The organism is Thiolinea disciformis DSM 14473 (assembly GCF_000371925.1).
Taxonomy (GTDB): Bacteria; Pseudomonadota; Gammaproteobacteria; order Thiotrichales; family Thiotrichaceae; genus Thiolinea; species Thiolinea disciformis.
Window position 1 is genome coordinate 18738 of the sequence record NZ_AQVE01000009.1, and the last position, 19703, is coordinate 38440.

Genomic DNA, 19703 nt, shown 5'->3' on the forward strand with positions numbered 1-19703 from the left:
CGGGAATCGGCTATCATGCGCCCTTTGTTAAACCTAGCCTATTTTTGACAATAACCGGAAAGGAACATGGGCCATGAAAAATCTATTGAGTTTTGTTTTCGCATTAAGCTTAAGCATTTCAGCCAGTGCGGCATGGGCGGATACTACTAGCACCACGACTAGCGCTACTAGCACTACCGCTAGCAGTACTAGCGCAAGCACTGAGAAGCTAAGTACTGACACTAAAACCGATTCAGCCGCAAAACCTACTAGCAAAAACCCTGTTGTCTTAATTGAAACCAGCAAGGGGAATATCAAAGTTGAACTGGATGCTGAAAAAGCACCAAATACGGTCGAAAACTTCATGGGCTATGTTAAAGATGGTTTCTATGAAGGTACGATTTTCCACCGCGTTATTCCCAACTTCATGATTCAAGGTGGCGGCATGTTAGCGGACATGACGGAAAAGCCAACCAAACCCTCCATCAAAAATGAAGCAAAAAATGGCTTAAAAAATGCCCGCGGCACAATCGCTATGGCACGTACACCTGATCCCGATTCAGCCGCTGCGCAATTCTTTATTAATGTTAATGACAATGACTTCTTAAATCACAGCGCAGAAACCTTACAAGGTTGGGGCTATGCTGTATTCGGCAAAGTCTTAGAAGGTATGGATGTAGCGGATGCTATCGTCAATGTGAAAACTGAAAATGACAAACCTGTTGACACGATTACTATTAAGAAAATTAGTGTAGTTGAATAAGCAAGCCTAAAACGCTTACTCTAAAAGCGGTCTTCGTGCCGCTTTTTTTATTTATGTGGATGCTCACCATGACCGATTCGCAACGTTTTCCCCTCCATTTACTCTTACGTATTTTCATTCCGTTTGCACTCGGCTATTTCTTATCGTTTCTCTATCGTGTGGTGAATAATGTCATAGCAGGCGATTTAACACGTGATTTAAGTATTGATGCGGGACAATTAGGCTTACTCACCAGTGCCTACTTAATTAGTTTTGCCGCGTTTCAATTGCCGCTGGGTATTTTATTAGATCGCTATGGCTCACGTCGGGTTGAAGCATTTTTATTAGTCTTTGCTGCTATAGGAGCTATTGTTTTTGCCCTAGCACAAAGCTTATCTGGTTTAGTACTAGGACGCGCCTTGATTGGTTTTGGCGTCTCAGCCTGTTTAATGGCCGCTTTACGTGCTTTTGTGCAGTGGTTTCCAGCAGAAAAATTACCGGCTGCTAATGGCTTGCATCTGGCGGCGGGTGGCTTAGGGATTTTGGCCGCCACTCGTCCGGTTGAATTTGCTTTACAATTTATGGATTGGCGCGGCGTATTTATGATTTTGGCTGGTTTAACCCTTTGCGTAGCTGCTCTCATCTTTTTTATCGTACCGGAAAAACCTAATTCCACAGCTCAAGGCAGCTTTAAAGAACAAGTGGCCGGTATCAAACAAATATTCACCTCCGCCACCTTTTGGCAAAGCGCACCTTGGTCATTCACTACTCAAGGCGCCTCCGGTGCAATTATGGGTCTATGGGCTGGGCCTTGGTTACGCGATGTTGCCTTGTTAGATAGACCCGCCAGTGTTGCGATTTTATCGTGGATGGCGGCTGGTGTGATAGCAGGTTATTTCATGACTGGCTTCATTGCAGAACGCTTAGTTAGGCTGGGCATTCCCCTAGCGCGCGTTTCAGCCATCGGCATGATCTGTTTCATGTTGGTACAAGTGGGCATTATTCTTGAGCTTACCCAGGTTGCCACCTTACTGTGGATTTTATTCGGCTTTTTCAGCACCATGGGCGCGCTCACCTACGCGCAATTATCCCAAGCCTTCCCTAAAGTATTAGCCGGTCGGGTGAATACCGCTTTGAATATGTTGGTATTCGTGTTCGCGTTTACCACGCAATGGTGTATGGGTGAAATTATTAAGTCTTATTCAGCCGCAGGCAGCCCAACTTACGCCCCACAAGGCTATCAAACAGCCTTTGCGATTGTCTTAGGCATTCAAGTGCTAGGTATGCTGTTTTATCTCTATAAACCCAAGACTAAAAAGCCCATTTAAATGGGCTTTTAAACGGTGGCTTAGGCATTTTCCATGGTTTTATGGAATAGTTCACGAAATACCGGATAAATTTCTGAATTATCGCGCACACGCTGAATCGCAAAACGATCCGCATAATCGCCTTGCAGATGCTCGTATAAGCGCCATAAACCTTGTGGCTCACGATCACCAATTTCAATATAAGTAAAATACTGCACTAAGGGTAAAATGCCATCGACTAAGGTTTTATGGCAACGTTGATTATCTTCTTGCCAATTGTCACCATCCGAGGCTTGAGCACAATAAATATTCCATTCGTTCGGTGAATAACGCTCGTCAATAATATCCGCCATCAAATTTAAGGCACTGGAAACCACTGTACCGCCGGTTTCACGGGAATAGAAAAAGGTCTCTTCATCCACTTCTTGCGCTTGCGTATGGTGACGAATGAATACCACTTCAATTTTTTCGTAATTTTTCTGCAAAAATAAATACAGCAAGAAAAAGAAACGCTTAGCAGTTTCTTTAATATCTTGCGTCATTGAACCCGATACATCCATCACACAAAACATAACCGCTTTGGGGGACGGCATTGGCACTTTGATATGCAGATTATATTTAAGGTCAAAATCATCCAAAAATGGAACACGGTGCAAGCGTACATTGAGCTTTGCTAACTCCGCCTCCAAAGCCAAACGTTTTTCAGTTTCCTCTGCGGGCAATAAGTCTAATTCAACCAGAATTTCGCGCTTACGCCGCCGCGCTTTTCCACTTAAAGCCATACGACGCGCTTGAGCACTCCGCATGGTGCGCACAATGTTTAATTGGTTAGGGTTACCAACCTCACTATAACCCGCGCGACGATGCTCAAAAGCATCCTGCCCCATTAACTGACGCTTGACCATATTCGGTAACGCGAGATCTTCGAATAAATAATCCAGAAATTCACTTTGTGAAATCTGGAATACGAATTCATCTTCGCCCTCACCCGAATCAGAAGCTTGTCCCGAACCACTACCGCCACCACCGCCTGACGGTGGGCGAGGAATCCGATCGCCTTGCACGAATTCCTTATTTCCCGGATGCACAATATCGCGTTGACCGCCCTTACCATGGCGAAAGGTTGGCTCAGAAATATCGCGCTTCGGAATCGTAATCGTGTCGCCGCGCTCCATATCGGTGATATTACGGCGACTCACTGCATCTGAAACCGCTTCGCGAATTTGTTTGTGATAGCGTTTTAAAAAACGTTGGCGATTCACCAAGCTTTTATTTTTGCTATTCAAACGACGGTCAACGATATAAGCCATCTAGTGTGCTCCCTAACTTACGACGCGATTATTGTGATTTACGCACCCGTAAATACCACTCAGCGAGTAAGCGTACCTGTTTTTCCGTGTAGCCACGTTTCATCATGCGCTCAACGAAATTATCGTGCTTGCGTTGCTCTTCATTGGAAGATTTTGCCCCATAAGAAATCACCGGCAATAAATCCTCAGTACTAGAGAACATTTTCATCTCAATCACACGGCGCAATTTTTCATAACTCGTCCAGTTTGGATTTTTGCCATTATTATTCGCACGCGCACGCAACACAAAATTCACGATTTCATTACGGAAATCTTTCGGATTGCTGATGCCTGCTGGCTTTTCGATTTTTTCCAAATCCGCATTTAAGGCCGAACGATCCAAGAAATCACCGGTTTCAGGGTCGCGATACTCTTGATCTTGAATCCAGAAATCCGCATAAGTGACATAACGATCGAATAAATTCTGACCATACTCAGAGTAAGATTCTAGGTAGGCGGTTTGAATTTCTTTACCGATAAAATCCACATAGCGCGGAGACAGATACTCTTTAATGAAGCTGATATAACGTGCTTCCAGCTCGGCGGGGAATTGTTCTTTTTCTACTTGGCGCTCTAACACATACATCAAGTGAACAGGATCAGCGGCGACTTCTACCGCGTCAAAGTTAAATACCTTAGAGAGAATCTTGAAAGCAAAACGGGTGGAAAGACCCGACATCCCTTCATCAACCCCAGCCGTATCTTGGTATTCCTGAATGGTTTTGGCTTTTGGATCGATATCTTTCAGGTTTTCACCATCATAAATCCGCATCTTGGAGAAGAGATTCGAGTTTTCTGGCTCTTTCAGACGCGACAAGATAATAAACTGTGCCAACATTTTCAGCGTATCCGGTGCACAAGGCGCCGAATGTAATGAGCTGCTGATCAGGAGTTTTTCATAAATCTTAATTTCTTCCGTGACGCGCAAGCAGTAAGGCACTTTGACAATGGATACGCGGTCAATGAAGGCTTCATTATTTTTATTGTTCTTGAAGGTTTGCCATTCTGACTCATTCGAGTGCGCCAAAATCACCCCACTGAATGGAATAGCGCCGATACTTTCCGTACCGTTGTAATTACCTTCTTGGGTAGCGGTTAGGAGTGGATGTAGCACTTTAATCGGTGCTTTAAACATCTCAACGAATTCCATCAAGCCTTGGTTAGACAAACACAAACCACCTGAATAGCTATAAGCATCAGGATCGTTCTGAGGATAGTCTTCCAGTTTGCGAATATCTACCTTACCTACTAAGGATGAAATATCTTGGTTATTTTCATCGCCCGGCTCGGTTTTAGAAATTGCAATTTGATTTAAGCGTGAAGGATAACGTTTGACGACACGGAATTTAGTGATGTCACCGCCAAACTCTTGCAAACGCTTTACGGCCCAAGGTGACATGATGGTGCGTAGATAACGGCGTGGAATACCATAATCTTCTTCTAAAATCGCGCCATCTTCTTCCGGATTAAACAAGCCTAGTGGTGATTCATTAACCGGTGAACCCTTGATGGCATAAATGGGGGCTTTTTCCATTAAGGCTTTAAGGCGCTCAGCCAAGGAGGACTTACCACCACCGACTGGCCCTAATAGATACAAGACTTGTTTAGCTTCTTCCAAGCCTTGCGCGGAGTGACGTAAAAAAGAAACGATTTGCTCAATCGCATCTTCCATACCGTAAAACTCTGAGAAAGCTGGATAACGACGAATCACTTTATTAGAAAAAATGCGACTCAAACGTGGATCACGTGAGGTATCAACTAACTCGGGTTCACCAATAGCCCAAAGTAGTCGTTCAGCCCCCGTGGCATAGGCCATCGGCTCGCGCTTACACAAATCAAGGTATTCTTGTAGGCTAAACTCTTCCTCCTTGAGTGTTTCATAGCGGGACTGATAGTGACTGAAAATACTCATTTTTAACCCCTTCCGACAGGCTGCGAAAATATCGTCCTGCCATTGACTATAGAGTGGAATCGCAACAACACAAGTGTCTGACAATTATTTTGACATTAACAATGCGTTCTACGTTCATTTTCATACTGTAATGCATTTGTATCCAAATACCCACAGGACAACCATGTACGAAGATTAGGCAGCGCTGTAACGCCATAGGTGGATGAGATTACCTCAAAGCGGTAATGGTTATGCCGCCAAGGTGGAGTACGAGGACTGCCGTTTCTTATTGTATTTATCATGTACAGCCCGCCCCAAGGTGTGCTTAGAGCTGTTGAATGATGACGATCAAGGGCAAGACTAACTGGCAGCACTTAAACACAATCTGAATCGTCATTAAAATCGTTTTGTTAGCGGAAATAGCTAAAACTTAAGCTTAGCTATTCCCTCGTTATTTACCAGATAAATCGTGCATTACGGCTATGTTTTGGGATACGGCAATAAGTGCCCGCCGTTTTAATACGTTTCACCTTACCACGCTTCGCACTGGTTTTAACCATTCGCACCGGTGTACGTTTTAACATAACCATACACGTACAACGCACTAAGGCTTTTTGGACAGTGGGTTGAGAGCGAGAGCTAGCCTGCGCATTGCCCGCCGTAAACAGCATGGTCGTAGCACCCAGCAGAGTTAAACCCAATACCCAGTAAGTATTTCGTTTGGTAGAGATAGACTTAGTCATGAGAGACCTCCTTTATAGACTACAGCGTTACTTAGCTGTAATACGCCACAGGGTAGGCTGGGCGCACATAACCCATACCAAACACTTGCTTGGCGACTTGATTGGAACGTAAGGCTAGGCTGGTAGCACCCTGACGCATATTGCGTGCTTTACGCGTCAAACCCACAGGATTGATACCACGTTTTTTATAATAGCCCACAGTTTTCTCAAGCGAGCGTGCATGTTTATTCAAGCACCACGCTGAAGCACGATAATCATTAGCTTTATTAATTAATGGTGAGAATGATTTAGCGCTAGCTTCAGAGCTAATACTTAGGCCCAAAGGAACAACACTCGCGAACAGAGCGTATTGCATTATTTTTCTCATAGTCACTACTCCAGATTATTTTTGATAACAGGATGATTTTAAAACACCATCCCTAGTAAGTAGTCTAGCTCTGATTAATAGAGGTTCAAATCGTAATTTTAAATAAAAACATCTTTGATTTTATTAAAAATACAATCCAACCGCTTATCTGAAAAATAATAACGTTTATAGTAGATATGGAGAATACCTATAAAAACTTTCAATATAAATTTTTTCGCAATCAAACCAAATAAAAGCTTAACCTTTGTGAAACATACCGTTTGTCACTTAAATAACTGCGCTCATAAAAATACCCTTGCCCCTGTTTATTGACAGCAATCAAGCTCGAACAACGCGTCCCATAATTATGGCGTGTATTGCGAATAAATAGGGGTGACAACCAGCGCTCTCCTTCCAAACCAATACCGGTGTCGGGCAAGTCCTGATCATTTGCCATTTCGCTGTGTAGTAATAGATCTAATAGCCAATCAGGATTCAAACTTTCACCCTTGGCTAACCAAGCTTTCAGTGCGGTCTTGCCATGCTCTACTTTTGGCCAAGGCGTATCCAACGCCGCATTACTAAGGCCATATAAACCATCCGCTAATGGCTCAAGGTTTGGCGTTTGACGATTCGATAAGTAATAGAACTGATTCGGCAAAGTTCCCGCGATTAAATTGAAACCCGCGTAAGTGTCTTGTTGTTGAACGATGTGGTTTAGATAATCCGGAATAGTTTGCTGTGTGGTTAAGGTGTCTGTCACCAACCAGCCCCGCGAACGCTCGCCTGCTTGCGTTGGAAAATGGCGTACATTGGTGACAAAAGCAAGGCGTGCATTAATTTGATTTAAAGCCAACCACGAGCCACCCGACTCCAAATCACGCCCACCTACCAGTGCTGGATTATCGTGCCACGTTTGTAACGCGGCACTGTCCCGATCAAAACGTTCATCACGGTTATGCAGCAAAATAAAGGGATAAGCGGGGTGTTGATTAAGCGCGAATAAGGCCAAACACATGGCGAACTCCTCCAAACAAGGTGCGTTAAGCATAACCTTTTTTGCGCTGCACACAACGCTAGGCACATCAGCCAGAGCTTGGTATTATCTCGGCCTTTCGTTTTTAGAAGATTGCAGTCATGGAACTGAACCTCATTTATACCCGAATCAAAGACCTTCAGGCGCGTTTGGATGCGCTGAGGGGGTATCTTTGACTTTGATACCAAACACGAACGCCTCGAAGAAGTAAATCGCGAACTCGAAGACCCCACTATCTGGAATAATCCCGATTACGCTCAACAGCTTGGTAAAGAGCGCTCCTATTTAGAAGGTGTTGTGTTGGGGATTACTCGCCTTACCAATGGCCTTAATGATGGCAATGAATTACTAGCGCTGGCCGAAGCCGAAAATGATGAAGCCAGCGTCAATGGTGTCATAGCTGATATAGATAGCATTGAAGCCGATATTGAAAAGCTCGAATTCCAACGTATGTTCTCAGGTGAGTTGGATGCTAATAATGCCTTCTTAGATATTCAATCTGGCGCCGGTGGCACCGAAGCCCAAGATTGGACGGAAATGCTATTGCGCATGTATTTGCGTTGGGGCGAAGCCAAAGGTTTTAAGACTGAATTGATTGAAGCCTCACCGGGGGATGTGGCCGGTATCAAAAGTGCCACCATTAGTTTTGAAGGCCCTTATGCGTTTGGTTGGCTCAGAACTGAAACGGGCGTGCATCGTTTAGTGCGTAAATCACCGTTTAGCTCAGCAGGTGCGCGTCATACCTCATTTGCGGGGGTGTTTGTTTCGCCCGAAATTGACGACGCGATTGAGATCGATATTAATCCGGCTGATTTACGGATCGATGTTTATCGTGCCTCGGGCGCCGGTGGTCAGCACGTTAACCGAACCGAATCTGCGGTAAGGATCACTCACCTGCCGACTAATACCGTCGTGCAATGTCAAAATGGGCGCTCCCAGCATCAAAATAAAGACACGGCGATGAAGCAATTACGCGCCAAGTTATACGAGTTGGAAATGCTCAAACGTAATGCGGAAAAGCAGGCCTTGGAAGACACCAAATCGGATGTCGGTTGGGGCAGCCAAATTCGTTCTTATGTATTGGATCAATCGCGCATAAAAGATTTGCGCACAGGCGTTGAAACCTCAAATACGCAGGCCGTATTGGATGGGGATTTAGACAAATTTATTGAAGCTAGTTTGAAAAGCGGACTGTAATCATGAGCGAGCCAGAGCAACACCACGACGAGAATAAACTCATTACGCAACGCCGCGAAAAGCTAGCGCACTTACGTGGGCAAGGCATCGCTTTCCCGAATGATGTGACACGTGAGCACAAGGCGGCAGAGTTGCATGAACAGTACGAGCAATATGATAAGCCTTGGTTTGAGACTACTGAAATTCCCGTGACAGTTGCTGGTCGCTTAATGCTAAAACGTTTAATGGGCAAGGCTAGTTTCTCGACCCTGTCTGATGTCTCAGGACGCATTCAATTATATGTACAGAAAAATGCAGTCGGTGACGAATTATTCGAGCAATACACCCACTGGGATTTAGGCGATATTATTTGGGCAAAAGGCACACTTTTTAAAACCCAAACTGGTGAATTATCGGTCAAAGTCAAAGAAATTCGCCTACTGACTAAATCACTACGTCCATTGCCAGAAAAGTTTCATGGTTTAACTGACCAAGAACAGCGGTATCGCCAGCGTTATCTTGATTTGATTATGAATCAAGAATCGCGTGAAACTTTCAAAATGCGTTCCAAAATCATCAGCTATATTCGTAACTTCTTCATCCAGCGCGATTATCTGGAAGTCGAAACACCGATGCTCCAAGTGATTCCGGGTGGTGCCGCAGCACGGCCTTTTATCACGCATCATAATGCCCTCGATTTGCCGATGTATTTGCGGATTGCGCCGGAGCTTTACTTAAAACGTTTGGTCGTGGGTGGTTTTGAGCGGGTGTTTGAAATCAACCGCAACTTCCGTAATGAAGGCGTTTCGGTGCGACATAATCCCGAATTCACCATGATTGAATTCTACCAAGCTTATGCTACTTACACGGACTTAATCGACTTGACTGAGGCTTTATTTAAAGGTTTAGCGACTGATTTATTAGGGAGCAGTGAAGTCACTTATCAAGGCCAAGTATTTGATTTTGGAAAACCGTTCGAGCGCATTACGATTCGTGATGCGATTCTGAAATACAATCCTGACGTTACCCCAGCGCAGATTGATCAGCTGGAATCAGCGCGTGCACTCGCCAAGAAAGTCCATGCCCCCATTAAAGATAGCGATGGCTTAGGCAAAGTGCAAGTAGCCATTTTTGAAGAAACGGTTGAGCATTTATTGCAACAGCCCACCTTTGTGATGCAGCATCCTGCAGAAGTATCACCTCTAGCACGGCTCAATGATGAAAATCCTTTCGTTACTGACCGCTTCGAGTTTTATATTGGCGGACGTGAAATCGGCAATGGTTTCTCAGAGTTAAATGATGCAGAAGATCAAGCCGAACGCTTCCAACAGCAAGTACGCGATAAAGAAGCGGGTGATGATGAAGCGATGTTTTATGACGCTGACTTCATACGCGCTTTGGAGTACGGTATGCCACCCACCGCAGGCGAAGGGATTGGCATTGACCGTTTGGTGATGCTATTTACGGATTCACCGTCGATCCGCGATGTGATTCTATTTCCGCATATGCGACCTGAATAAGCTCCCATACTTTTATACCCCGCATTAAATCTAGTGTTTTAGCGGGGTGAATTTTTTTTTAAAGCTTGCTGATGGTGAGCTTGTCCAACCAAACGCTAGTAGATAGTGAGGGGATTTAAAAACTCACTACTTCCTATAAGGCTTTAGCAATACATTCCAGCTATTGGCTAGATTCGCATACTCCTCTTCACATAATTCAGCACGTTCAGTGGGAAAACCTGCGATTTTTTTGACAGCCGCATACTTTTTTGGATCACTGCCATACACATGGCATAAGCTAGTATATAAACGCTGTTCGTCTAAACTGTGCTCATCCCAAAGATCCTCGTCATTCAATACTTTACGATCAGCACTGACAAGGTCAAAGAAGCCCGCCGCATCTAAAATGGTTTCTTGTCCATCCTCGAAATACTCACTTAAAATCACACTCGCCAAGCCATCCGCCGCGTCCTCTTCCTTACCCACCACAGGCAAGGCATACCGATCAATCAAGGCGTGCGCGACCTCGTGAATTAACATATAACTCAAGGTTTGGATTGCTGCTTCGGTAGGGGAAATATCTAAATCTGCTTTCGCTTTGCTAAATAAAGCCTTTATTTCTGTCACGAAGGCATAAGACATAATGATTTCACTACGCTCAGGATCATACGCGGCATCATCCTCATCACTAAACACCACCTTCAAACCTTTTGGAAATTTAAAATGCGCATTCAGTGTGCTAAATAATGCTTTTAAGGATTCAGACTGTTGCAAGTCTTGCTGCATGGCCTGAGCGGTTTTAGAAGGCTGATACACCACTGCCAAATCCTCTTTGGCATACGCTTGACTACTCGCTAACAGTACGCAAAAACCTAATATTTTTAATAATTTCAGCATAAAAATCGTCCTTAGTATTTTAAGGCAAATAAGCTTGGGATGAGGTAAAGCATAGATCTTTCAAGCTAACAAGCTTTAAGAGCGCGGTACTATTGAATTAGCCGAGCGCCAGAATAAACACGCTTACATCGTAAACTCAACAGCATCAGTATGCTGATTGACTTCATACTGACCCGAAACAAGTATCAAGCACCTTGTGTTATGCGCCTGCCAAAGCCTTACGCACCGCTACAATACGCTCTTGCTGACTGGTTAAAGCATCACTTGGCATGGCATTTAAACGATACCAATCCTTTAATAATTTCAACGCATTTTGCTCACGATCTTGTGCCGCAGAACGTGAACGCATCGCTTCAGACAAATGCTCGACCTGATACGTCATACGCGCCTGCCGGAAAGCCTCTGGCGTAGGTAAATTCAGCAATAGTTCCAATTGTAAACACAGGTTTTCACCCGCCTTTTGCTGAGCTACCAAGGCGACTTGATCATCATGTAAGGCTTGTTTGCGCTGCTCCGAGTCTTGTGCCAATTGATCCAGTTCAGCCAACTTACGCTGCCAACGCACGTGATTAGCACGCTCACGTAAGGCTAATTCAGCACGCTGGAAACGCTCTTCCAACTTGATATGTACCGATTTAGGAATATCGCGAATTGCTTGAAAGGCTTTACGCTGCTCGTCAACTTGTGCATAAGCAGCACTAAAAGCTTCACCTTCCAGTGTTTGGAGAGCCTCCAATTCAGCACAAATGGCATTTTTACGTGCAATACGCTCATCTTGCTCAGAACGTTGGGCTTGGCGCGATTCACGCAGACGCTCAAACACCTTATCTAAAGAAGATTGGAATTGCTTCCAAATGCGCTGTTCATCTTTGGGGCGTGAAGGCACGCTAATTTGCCAACGGCTGCGTAATTGCTTGGCTTTTTCCACCGCATCTTGCACATCCGCTTGCTCGGATAGCGCGAGCGCCGTATTCGCTAAGCCTTGGCGCAATTGGAAATTACGCTCACGCTCTTGATTTAACTGCCCATCCAACGCATCCATGGCTGCATTAAAACGGTCATTGATTGGCTTCCATTCTTTATGACCGACCGTACCACATTCTTTCCAAGCCTTACGCAAACGATTAATCGCCTGCGTAATATCCTGCCATTTAGCAGCTTGCCAATCGGTTTGCACATAAAGATTTTCTAGCTCAGCACAAATCGCTTCACGCGCTTTTAAATGCGCTTCACGTTCATTGGCCTGCTCAGCAAAGTGCTGCTTGCTGACTTCATAAGCCGCATTCACCTTGCTATCAAACACCTTCCACTGCTTGCGCTGCTGCCCCGGTTCCATGTGCGCTAATTTACGCCATTCTTCGCGCAACGCTTTAATTTCACGCGCCCGCACTTGAGGGTCTAAACTTTCATCATTCTCTAACCATTGCGCGGTTTCAATCAAATGTTCACGGGCTTGATCCGTGCCCCAACGCCGCCAATCTTTTAACTCTAAAATCAAAGGCGTCGCTGCTTTCAAACGCCCTTTCATTTCGTTTAACTCACGCGCAGGAAGATCGGTATGATCTTGCAGGAGCTGTGATAATTTACGGTGTAAATCGATTGCTTCCCCGTATTGCTCAGCTTCTAAATCGGCCTCCATTTGCGCTAATTCGGCCTTGAGGCTAGCAATAGTCTGATCACGTTGCGCAATTTGCTTTTGCAAACGCGCATTTAAGCTACTCATCGCTTGTTGGAAACGTATTTCGAGCTGTTGAATAGCCTGTTGCAAGCCTTGCGGGCGCTTGATTTTCACCCAATCCGCTTGCAGCTCAGTCACTTTTGCGGATTGCACTGGCTTCTCGCTTTGACGCATCACCTCGGCACGCTGCAAGCATTGGTGCAATTGATCCAAACCTGCCATTTGCTTAGCTAGTGCATCACGCGCCTCGGTCAAATACATAAATTGCTCAAGCCAACGCTGATTGAGTCTCGCCTGTAACTCGCCTTTAATCGTTTCCGCTTTGACCCAACGCTCTTGCAAAGCCTCAATTTGCTGGTCAATTTGCTCGCTAGATAAGAGCTGCTCACCCTGCTCCAACTGTTTTTGCAAGGCAAGACCATCTTTTAAGCATTGCTCAAAAATAGCCAAACGCGGAGCTTCCACCGCTTGCTCTGCTTCATAAACTTGTAAACGCTCGGTAAAGGTTTTATCCGCTTTAGCAAAGCGCTCACTCAAGTCTGGGGAGATTGCTGGATTTTCGGCTGTGGCTTGCTTACGCCAACTTTCCAATAAGACTTTATGGCGTGTACGATCTTGCGCCCACTGCCCCGTGGAGCCGAGCTTTTCTAAATCAGCACAGAGGCTTTCTAGGGCTTGTCTCGCTTGTTCGCGTGCCTGCTCTTGAGCAGTACGATCTTTGACTAACTGGCGCAAGCGCTTATTATTGTGGCCGTAATGCTTTTCAAGCTGACGTAATAACTCTAAATCTTGTAAGCGCGTAGCCGCTTCGATTTGCAATTCGCGTGCACTGCTATCTTCTGTACTCGCGATGCGGAACAATAACTGTGAATCATCAATTTGCGCCAAGGCCAAACGGCGAATATAGGAATCGCGCTTTTTGTTTTCTACTAAAGCACGCATTAAGTCGGCTTGGTCTTTCAACCAATCAAAGACTTCCGCGAACAACCTATCCTGACCATAAGTGTTATGCGCCAATGCCACAACACGCGCACGCGCAATCTCAGCGACTTTGCCACTTTGTTTGCCAAACTTGATTAATAAAGGAATATCAATTAAGCGCGCAATGGCTGCCAAACGCACCGCTTCATCAGGATCATTTTGCGCCAATCCTAATAATTCAGCGCTATTGGCTTCCAAACTGGACAGGGCTTGTAAACGGACTTTGGCATCCTTATGTTGCCACTTAGGCTTAAACAGCGCTCCGAGCATATATCCAATCGCCTCGTTTAATTACTTAACACGCATACCAGGCTCAGCACCTGCATCTGGCGTGAGGACAAAAATATCTTTTCCACCAGGACCTGCCGCTAAGACCATGCCTTCGGAAACTCCAAAACGCATTTTACGCGGCGCTAAATTCGCGACCATAACAGTCAAACGCCCTTCTAAATCAGCCGGATGGTAGGCTGATTTAATGCCCGCAAATACATTGCGCGTCTCACCCCCCAAATCCAGTGTGAGTTGCACTAATTTATCCGCCCCTTCTACCGCCGCCGCTTTGACAATCTTGGCAACACGGAAATCCAACTTCGCGAAATCTTCGTATTGAATCGGCGCACTGATCGGGTCATCAGTCAAATGCTTAGATTGGGTCACAGGACTTGCCTGTGCCGCCGCCAAAGCTTGCTTATTATCTTCAATCATCGCATCCACCGCCGCCTGTTCCACACGTGTCATTAAAGGTTTGAAGGTATTAATGCTCGTACCCAATAATGGCTCTTGCACACTCGCCCAGCGCAGCGCGCCTGCATTTAAGAAAGCCTCACTCTCTGCGGCCAATTGAGGCAATACTGGTTTTAAGTAAGTAATGATCGCACGGTACAAATTCAAGCCTTGCGTACAAATAGCCTGCACTTCCGCAAGCTTCGTTTCGTCTTTCGCCAATGCCCACGGTTTTTGCTCATCCACATACTGATTCGCTTTGTCCGCCAACGCCATAATCTCGCGAATCGCTTGGCTATAACGGCGTTGTTCAAATGCCTCAGCGATGGATTCGCTGGCTGCGGCAAATTCTTGGTATAAAGCCGGATTAGGCAAGGTAGCAGTTAATCGATTATCAAAGCGCTTGTTAATAAAACCAGCGCAGCGTGAGGCAATATTCACTACCTTACCAACCAAATCACTATTCACGCGCTGCTGAAAATCGTCCAAATTCAAATCAATATCATCAACACTATTACCTAGTTTGCTGGCAAAGTAATAACGCAAATATTCTGGATTCAAATGACGCAGATAACTTTCGGCTTGAATAAACGTGCCGCGCGATTTTGACATTTTTGCGCCATTTACCGTTACGAAACCATGGCAAAATACCGCCGTGGGTGTGCGAAAATTTGCGCTTTTTAACAAAGCTGGCCAGAATAAGGTATGGAAATAAGCAATATCTTTACCAATGAAATGATAAACTTCAGCTTCAGAACCCACTTTCCAAAATTCGTCAAAATTTAAACCACTGCGCGTGCAATAATTTTTGAAACTGGCTAAATAACCAATGGGGGCATCCAACCAAACGTAAAAATATTTATCCTCAGTATCGGGAATTTTGAAACCCCAATAAGGTGCATCACGCGATACATCCCAATCGCTTAAGCCTTGATCAGACTCAAACCACTCCATTTGTTTATTGGCAATTTCTTTTTGAACCGCACCACTTTGCAAAAAATCGCGCAAGAAGGCTTCAAAATTACCTAACTTGAAGAAATAATGCTCGGTTTCTTTTTCGATAGGCTTGGTGCCTGATACGACCGAAACGGCATTTTTCAAATCGGTCGGTGCGTAAGTAGCACCACAGACCTCACAATTATCGCCATACTGATCGGGCGCACCACAACGCGGGCATTCACCTTTAATGAAACGATCTGGCAAAAACATCTGTGCCTGTTCGTCATAGGCTTGGCGAATGGTGCGTTTGTCGATGTGGCCATTATTGCGTGCTGCTAAATAAATGTACTCAGAAAACTCGCGATTCTCGTCCGAGTGTGTTGTGTAATAATTGTCATAGCTAATATTGAAGCCTGCAAAATCGCGAGTATGTTCTTGATACACACGATCAATTAATTGTTGTGGCGTTATTCCATTTTTCTGTGCACTGAGCATGATCGGCGTGCCATGAGCATCATCCGCGCACACATAATAGCATTCATGCCCACGTAAGCGTTGGAAGCGTGCCCAGATGTCCGTTTGAATATGCTCAAACATATGCCCCAAGTGGATATTGGCATTGGCATAGGGAAGCGCACTGGTAATGAGGATTTTTCTTGATTTCATCGGGAGACTCGGACTTCTGACTAAGGGCGATAAGGTAACAGGTTGCAGGATTTTGTGCTAGCTGTTGGCGGTTGCTAGCACGCAGCAGCACAACCCAGAATCATCATTCTACTACCCTTTGACCTCAATAAAGAGGACATGATCATTAAATTTGCTTCTCACACCCTCACCTTCTCAACGTGACCCTAATGAAAGTTACTTCCTGAGTGCCCTAATATTTTCAACCCACGCCACATAGGCATACTCACAGGGCGAAGAACACGCTCATGCTTGATAGCGTGCCCTTTACTTGTGCCAATCGACTTTGCCACATCAATAACGTTAAGATAGCCATCCTTACGCCTTCCAAACACAGTTCAACGCAATGCAATTTCTAAGATTTTTAAAGATTAAGCCCTCCCACTTCAGACCTTTAGACAATCTAGAAGCTGCTAAATCACTGTTTAAGCATTCGGTCAATTTAGTAGAAATAGAAGCTTTTTCTTATTGCAATCGGACTTGTTGGTTCTGTCCCAACTCCTTTATTGATCGCCGATCTACCAATATTTATATGCCTGAAGCGCTCTATATTGCTATTTTGGAGCAATTAGCCGAAATCGACTATGATGGAAAAATATCTTATAGCCGCTATAATGAGCCATTGGCCGATAAAATTATATTAAAGCGCGTTAAGCAGGCCCGTCACTTATTACCAAAAGCCCACTTACACACTAATACCAACGGTGATTATCTTAATAATACCTACTTGCACGAATTAAAAGAAGCTGGCCTTGATAGTTTAAATATTCAAATCTATTTAGCGAATCAGGAGCATTATGATCATGAGAAAATGCGAAAAACGATGCTCAAGGTTCAAGAACGCCTAGAGCTGACTGGTAAGATTGTAAAAGAAAAGCAAGATGAATGGCTAGAAGCGCAACTTGACTTTGAAGGTTTAACGATTCGCCAGTATGCACGCAATTTTGATATAAACGGCTGTAGTCGCGGTGATACTTTAGCTATTTTCCAAGATTATCAACGCACAGCGCCTTGTTTTTCACCTTTTGAACATTTATATATCGATTACAATGGCAAAGTCATTCCGTGCTGCAATATCCGTTCTGATGTCGAATATCACCAACAAGCCATTGTGGGAGATTTAACAAAAGAACCAACGATTTTCCATATTTACGCGGGTAAACCACTCAGTCAATGGCGGAAAAATCTAGTTTCTTTTTCTAAGAAAGGTGATTTATGTACCAATTGCCGCTTTAATGTGGTGAAACCATCGTTGGCAAATCAATTGGCGAGTCGCTATGCGCAGCAGCTTATTTAGCTCACACCGAAAAAATTAAAACTGCCCTGCAAGCGTTAAGCCCCAATGATTTAACGCCCAATCAGGCTTTGGAAGAGCTTTATCGCTTGTATCAAATGCTGACATAACGATGTCTGCAATCACCTCATCTGTATAGACATTGGTTACATGAGAACATATATTATAGCTGCAAATCCAACTAATCCCCAAACAATAGCACCCCAAAGCTGCAATGGAGGCTTTGGCATTAATGCCACCTCCCAACCATCCTCCGAAGCACTATCAGTGGAATAGGTTTCCGCCAGTGTATCGGCTTTATATTGATCAATTAATACAGCATTACCTATACTAGCCACCGCTTGCCATGTCCATTGTGTTTTAGTTTCAAATATACCATCACCATTACTATCAATCTGTTGGCTAATAGGGTTCTGATTGGCATCATATACCCATTGTTTGGTTACTGTATTAACCGTCGGTGTGCTTAGTGTCACACCTTGACCATCTTGATATTGAGTGGTCTGTTCTTTAGACTCAGTACGTAAACCCAACGCATTATAAGTAAGATTTAAATCAAAAGTACGCACAGGTTTATTAGCATTATTATAGGCCGCATTATAATGTGCTCTTACCTTACGGATTAAATGCCCATTCGTACCATATTGATAGACATCTTTATAACTCCCAATCACTTGATTATTATTTTGGTAAACACGGGTCGCGCCTGATAAATAACTATCAGCCGTATAGCTATTAGTTAATTTATTACTGGATTTACTATTACCATTCATATCTAAGTCTTGATAAGTCCGTTCGACTATCGCGCCCAGATTATTATAAATGAATTGTGTTAACTCCTTACTGACAAAACCACCCTCACTATTGGTAATTTGCTTGGTTAAGGTGCTTAAATTCCCTTTAGCATCATAGGTAGAATCAATGGTCACGAGTGTTGTTTTAGTAGCATCCACCACACCATTCACTTCAGTCGTGATTGTTTCAATGACTTGTTGCACTTGACCTTGATTGGTGTAAGTCATTGTAGACTTGGTAGATTGTGTGGTTTTGGTGCTTAAATCCGCGTTAGTAACATTATGCTGAATCGTATAACCATTGGCATCATAAACCTTGTTGTCACTCATGATATTAGTTTTAGTGCCAGCCTTATCATAAGTGGTTTGCACCATACTGGTAAGCTGATTTTGATTATTCCATACTAGACTTAATTCGATTTTCCCACCTGTACTAGAGGGAGAAGTTACTAGCTGATAGCGACCTTGCGTATCAAAGGTTGCGCTTTCTATTCCGTTAGCGGTGCTTATTTGTTGCAGCAGACCTTGCGCATCCCATGTGTAAGCAAATGAATCGTTGGTAGAGTTCAAGGTTTTCTTGAGCGGCACATAGGCAGGAAATTTCAAGCTACCAGCTGATTCGGCTTCTAGACCTTTAATTAACTCCCCTTGGCTAGCCTTTAAGAGGGGACGTTGATACAAACCAGCGCCCACAGATGGATAATAGACTTGCGCCAGTTGCGAACCAAACACACTGTGATCTTGTTTGAAATCGAGGCTCGTCGTGTTAAGTGCAGCAAGTTTATCCAAACCTGTAGGCAACTGGATGCCATCACTTAAATTGGCATTACTATCCAACTCAGCAAGCAAACTTAAACGATTAATCCACTGGTCATAGGGCAATACTTCTAGCGTACCACCAGCCCGTTGCATTTCTTGTAAGGCATTTTGAGTCGTTAGACCACCCCCTACCATTTGCATCAGACTTGTGTCACCGGCTTGACAAGTCGTTGTACCTATTGCCGTTTTGCCTAAGTTAAAGCTAATCGTTTCGCCTGATTTACAGGTATATTCGCCTGCTTCATTGGTACGGCCTGTACTACCCTGATTACCTTGATACACTAGGTTAGTAACACGGGGGGATTTTAAAGTGGCGGTGATTGGGGTGGCGGAGGCAGAGGTATTATCGTCGTTACAGGCGCTGAGGAACACACTGCTAATGACTAAGGCTAATAATGCGCGGGGATAATTTTTTAGTTGCTGTGACATAGCATGTCGTACCTTGACTTTAAATAATAAGATTAAAATATAAACAACTTTTAAAAAAAAAATTCAAGCTAATTTTTATTAGTTAAAACTTTAGTAGTGCAACTCTACAACTTTAGATACAATAATCTTATCGGATCAGAAACCCTCCATTTTTAGGATCATCTTAATTTTTTAAAAAGTTTTTTATTAAAACTTTATCAGGCATATACTTCTACTACGATATATTTAGCATCCTGATGATCAATTATTTAGGCGGCGCTAGCGATAGCTTCTTGATTCGATTTAACTGATTTTCCAGTTCAATTATCGAGTCAGCAGAATTTTATAGTTAAGAGATAATCAGTCATGATTTAAAATATTTGAAGGATCGATATTCCATGACTACTTGAATCGGTAT

General features: G+C 44.1%; 15 protein-coding genes. 6 read left to right on the forward strand and 9 right to left on the reverse strand.

Going from position 1 to position 19703, the window contains the following annotated elements; all coding sequences use genetic code 11:
- The first annotated feature begins 73 nt into the window (after positions 1-73).
- Both A3IE_RS0108760 and A3IE_RS0108765 read left to right on the forward strand, forming a co-directional pair.
- Positions 74-742, forward strand: a complete 669-nt coding sequence (locus tag A3IE_RS0108760) for a peptidylprolyl isomerase (protein WP_020395238.1) — start codon at positions 74-76, stop codon at positions 740-742.
- A gap of 68 nt (positions 743-810) precedes the next feature.
- Positions 811-2049, forward strand: coding sequence for an MFS transporter (locus A3IE_RS0108765; protein ID WP_020395239.1), 1239 nt, complete (start codon positions 811-813; stop codon positions 2047-2049).
- Between the two features lie 20 nt (positions 2050-2069).
- Here the strand turns inward: A3IE_RS0108765 and A3IE_RS0108770 are convergent, their stop codons facing one another.
- Together A3IE_RS0108770 and A3IE_RS0108775 are read right to left on the reverse strand one after the other, a co-directional pair.
- Complete coding sequence (locus A3IE_RS0108770; RefSeq protein ID WP_020395240.1) at positions 2070-3338, reverse strand: YeaH/YhbH family protein; 1269 nt, start codon at positions 3336-3338, stop codon at positions 2070-2072.
- Between the two features lie 28 nt (positions 3339-3366).
- On the reverse strand, positions 3367-5289 hold the full coding sequence (locus tag A3IE_RS0108775; RefSeq protein WP_020395241.1) for a PrkA family serine protein kinase: 1923 nt from the start codon (positions 5287-5289) through the stop codon (positions 3367-3369).
- Between the two features lie 202 nt (positions 5290-5491).
- Here A3IE_RS0108775 and A3IE_RS22825 point away from each other — a divergent pair, with 202 nt between their 5' ends.
- Positions 5492-5632 carry a hypothetical protein gene (locus tag A3IE_RS22825; RefSeq protein WP_157832855.1) on the forward strand — a complete coding sequence of 47 codons (141 nt, stop codon included), beginning with the start codon at positions 5492-5494 and terminating at the stop codon, positions 5630-5632.
- Positions 5633-5723: 91 nt separating this feature from the next.
- On the opposite strand, the gene A3IE_RS0108780 is transcribed toward A3IE_RS22825, so the two are convergent.
- The 3 genes from A3IE_RS0108780 to A3IE_RS0108790 all read right to left on the reverse strand — a co-directional run bounded on the left by A3IE_RS0108780 (position 5724) and on the right by A3IE_RS0108790 (position 7375).
- Positions 5724-6011: a hypothetical protein gene (locus A3IE_RS0108780; RefSeq protein WP_020395242.1), complete on the reverse strand. Its 288-nt coding sequence runs from the start codon at positions 6009-6011 to the stop codon at positions 5724-5726.
- Between the two features lie 31 nt (positions 6012-6042).
- Positions 6043-6366 (reverse strand): hypothetical protein, encoded by a 324-nt coding sequence (locus tag A3IE_RS0108785; RefSeq protein ID WP_020395243.1) that lies wholly within the window; start codon positions 6364-6366, stop codon positions 6043-6045.
- 232 nt (positions 6367-6598) lie between these two features.
- Entirely contained in the window at positions 6599-7375 is a 777-nt protein-coding gene (locus A3IE_RS0108790; RefSeq protein ID WP_020395244.1) for an NRDE family protein, read from the reverse strand.
- A gap of 119 nt (positions 7376-7494) precedes the next feature.
- On the opposite strand from A3IE_RS0108790, the gene prfB reads away from it, so the two are divergent.
- Positions 7495-8590, forward strand: a protein-coding gene (gene prfB, locus A3IE_RS0108795) for a peptide chain release factor 2 (protein ID WP_110721415.1) whose coding sequence is annotated in 2 segments (ribosomal slippage) — positions 7495-7566 and positions 7568-8590 — 1095 coding nt in all. Because the reading frame shifts where the segments join, the coding sequence is not laid out codon by codon here.
- 2 nt (positions 8591-8592) lie between these two features.
- Complete coding sequence (gene lysS / locus A3IE_RS0108800; RefSeq protein ID WP_020395246.1) at positions 8593-10089, forward strand: lysine--tRNA ligase; 1497 nt, start codon at positions 8593-8595, stop codon at positions 10087-10089.
- A 126-nt stretch (positions 10090-10215) separates the two neighbouring features.
- On the opposite strand, the gene A3IE_RS0108805 is transcribed toward lysS, so the two are convergent.
- The 3 genes from A3IE_RS0108805 to metG form a co-directional block, all read right to left on the reverse strand.
- Positions 10216-10965, reverse strand: a complete 750-nt coding sequence (locus A3IE_RS0108805; RefSeq protein ID WP_020395247.1) for a DUF4344 domain-containing metallopeptidase — start codon at positions 10963-10965, stop codon at positions 10216-10218.
- Positions 10966-11164: 199 nt separating this feature from the next.
- Positions 11165-13894, reverse strand: coding sequence for a DUF349 domain-containing protein (locus A3IE_RS0108810; RefSeq protein ID WP_020395248.1), 2730 nt, complete (start codon positions 13892-13894; stop codon positions 11165-11167).
- A gap of 21 nt (positions 13895-13915) precedes the next feature.
- The gene (gene metG, locus A3IE_RS0108815) at positions 13916-15952 is read right to left on the reverse strand and encodes a methionine--tRNA ligase (RefSeq protein WP_020395249.1); all 2037 of its coding nucleotides are present in this window, start codon (positions 15950-15952) and stop codon (positions 13916-13918) included.
- A 364-nt stretch (positions 15953-16316) separates the two neighbouring features.
- On the opposite strand from metG, the gene A3IE_RS20260 reads away from it, so the two are divergent.
- The gene (locus A3IE_RS20260) at positions 16317-17267 is read left to right on the forward strand and encodes a radical SAM/SPASM domain-containing protein (protein ID WP_083900607.1); all 951 of its coding nucleotides are present in this window, start codon (positions 16317-16319) and stop codon (positions 17265-17267) included.
- A gap of 143 nt (positions 17268-17410) precedes the next feature.
- On the opposite strand, the gene A3IE_RS0108825 is transcribed toward A3IE_RS20260, so the two are convergent.
- Complete coding sequence (locus tag A3IE_RS0108825; protein ID WP_020395251.1) at positions 17411-19306, reverse strand: hypothetical protein; 1896 nt, start codon at positions 19304-19306, stop codon at positions 17411-17413.
- Between the last annotated feature and the right edge of the window lie 397 nt (positions 19307-19703).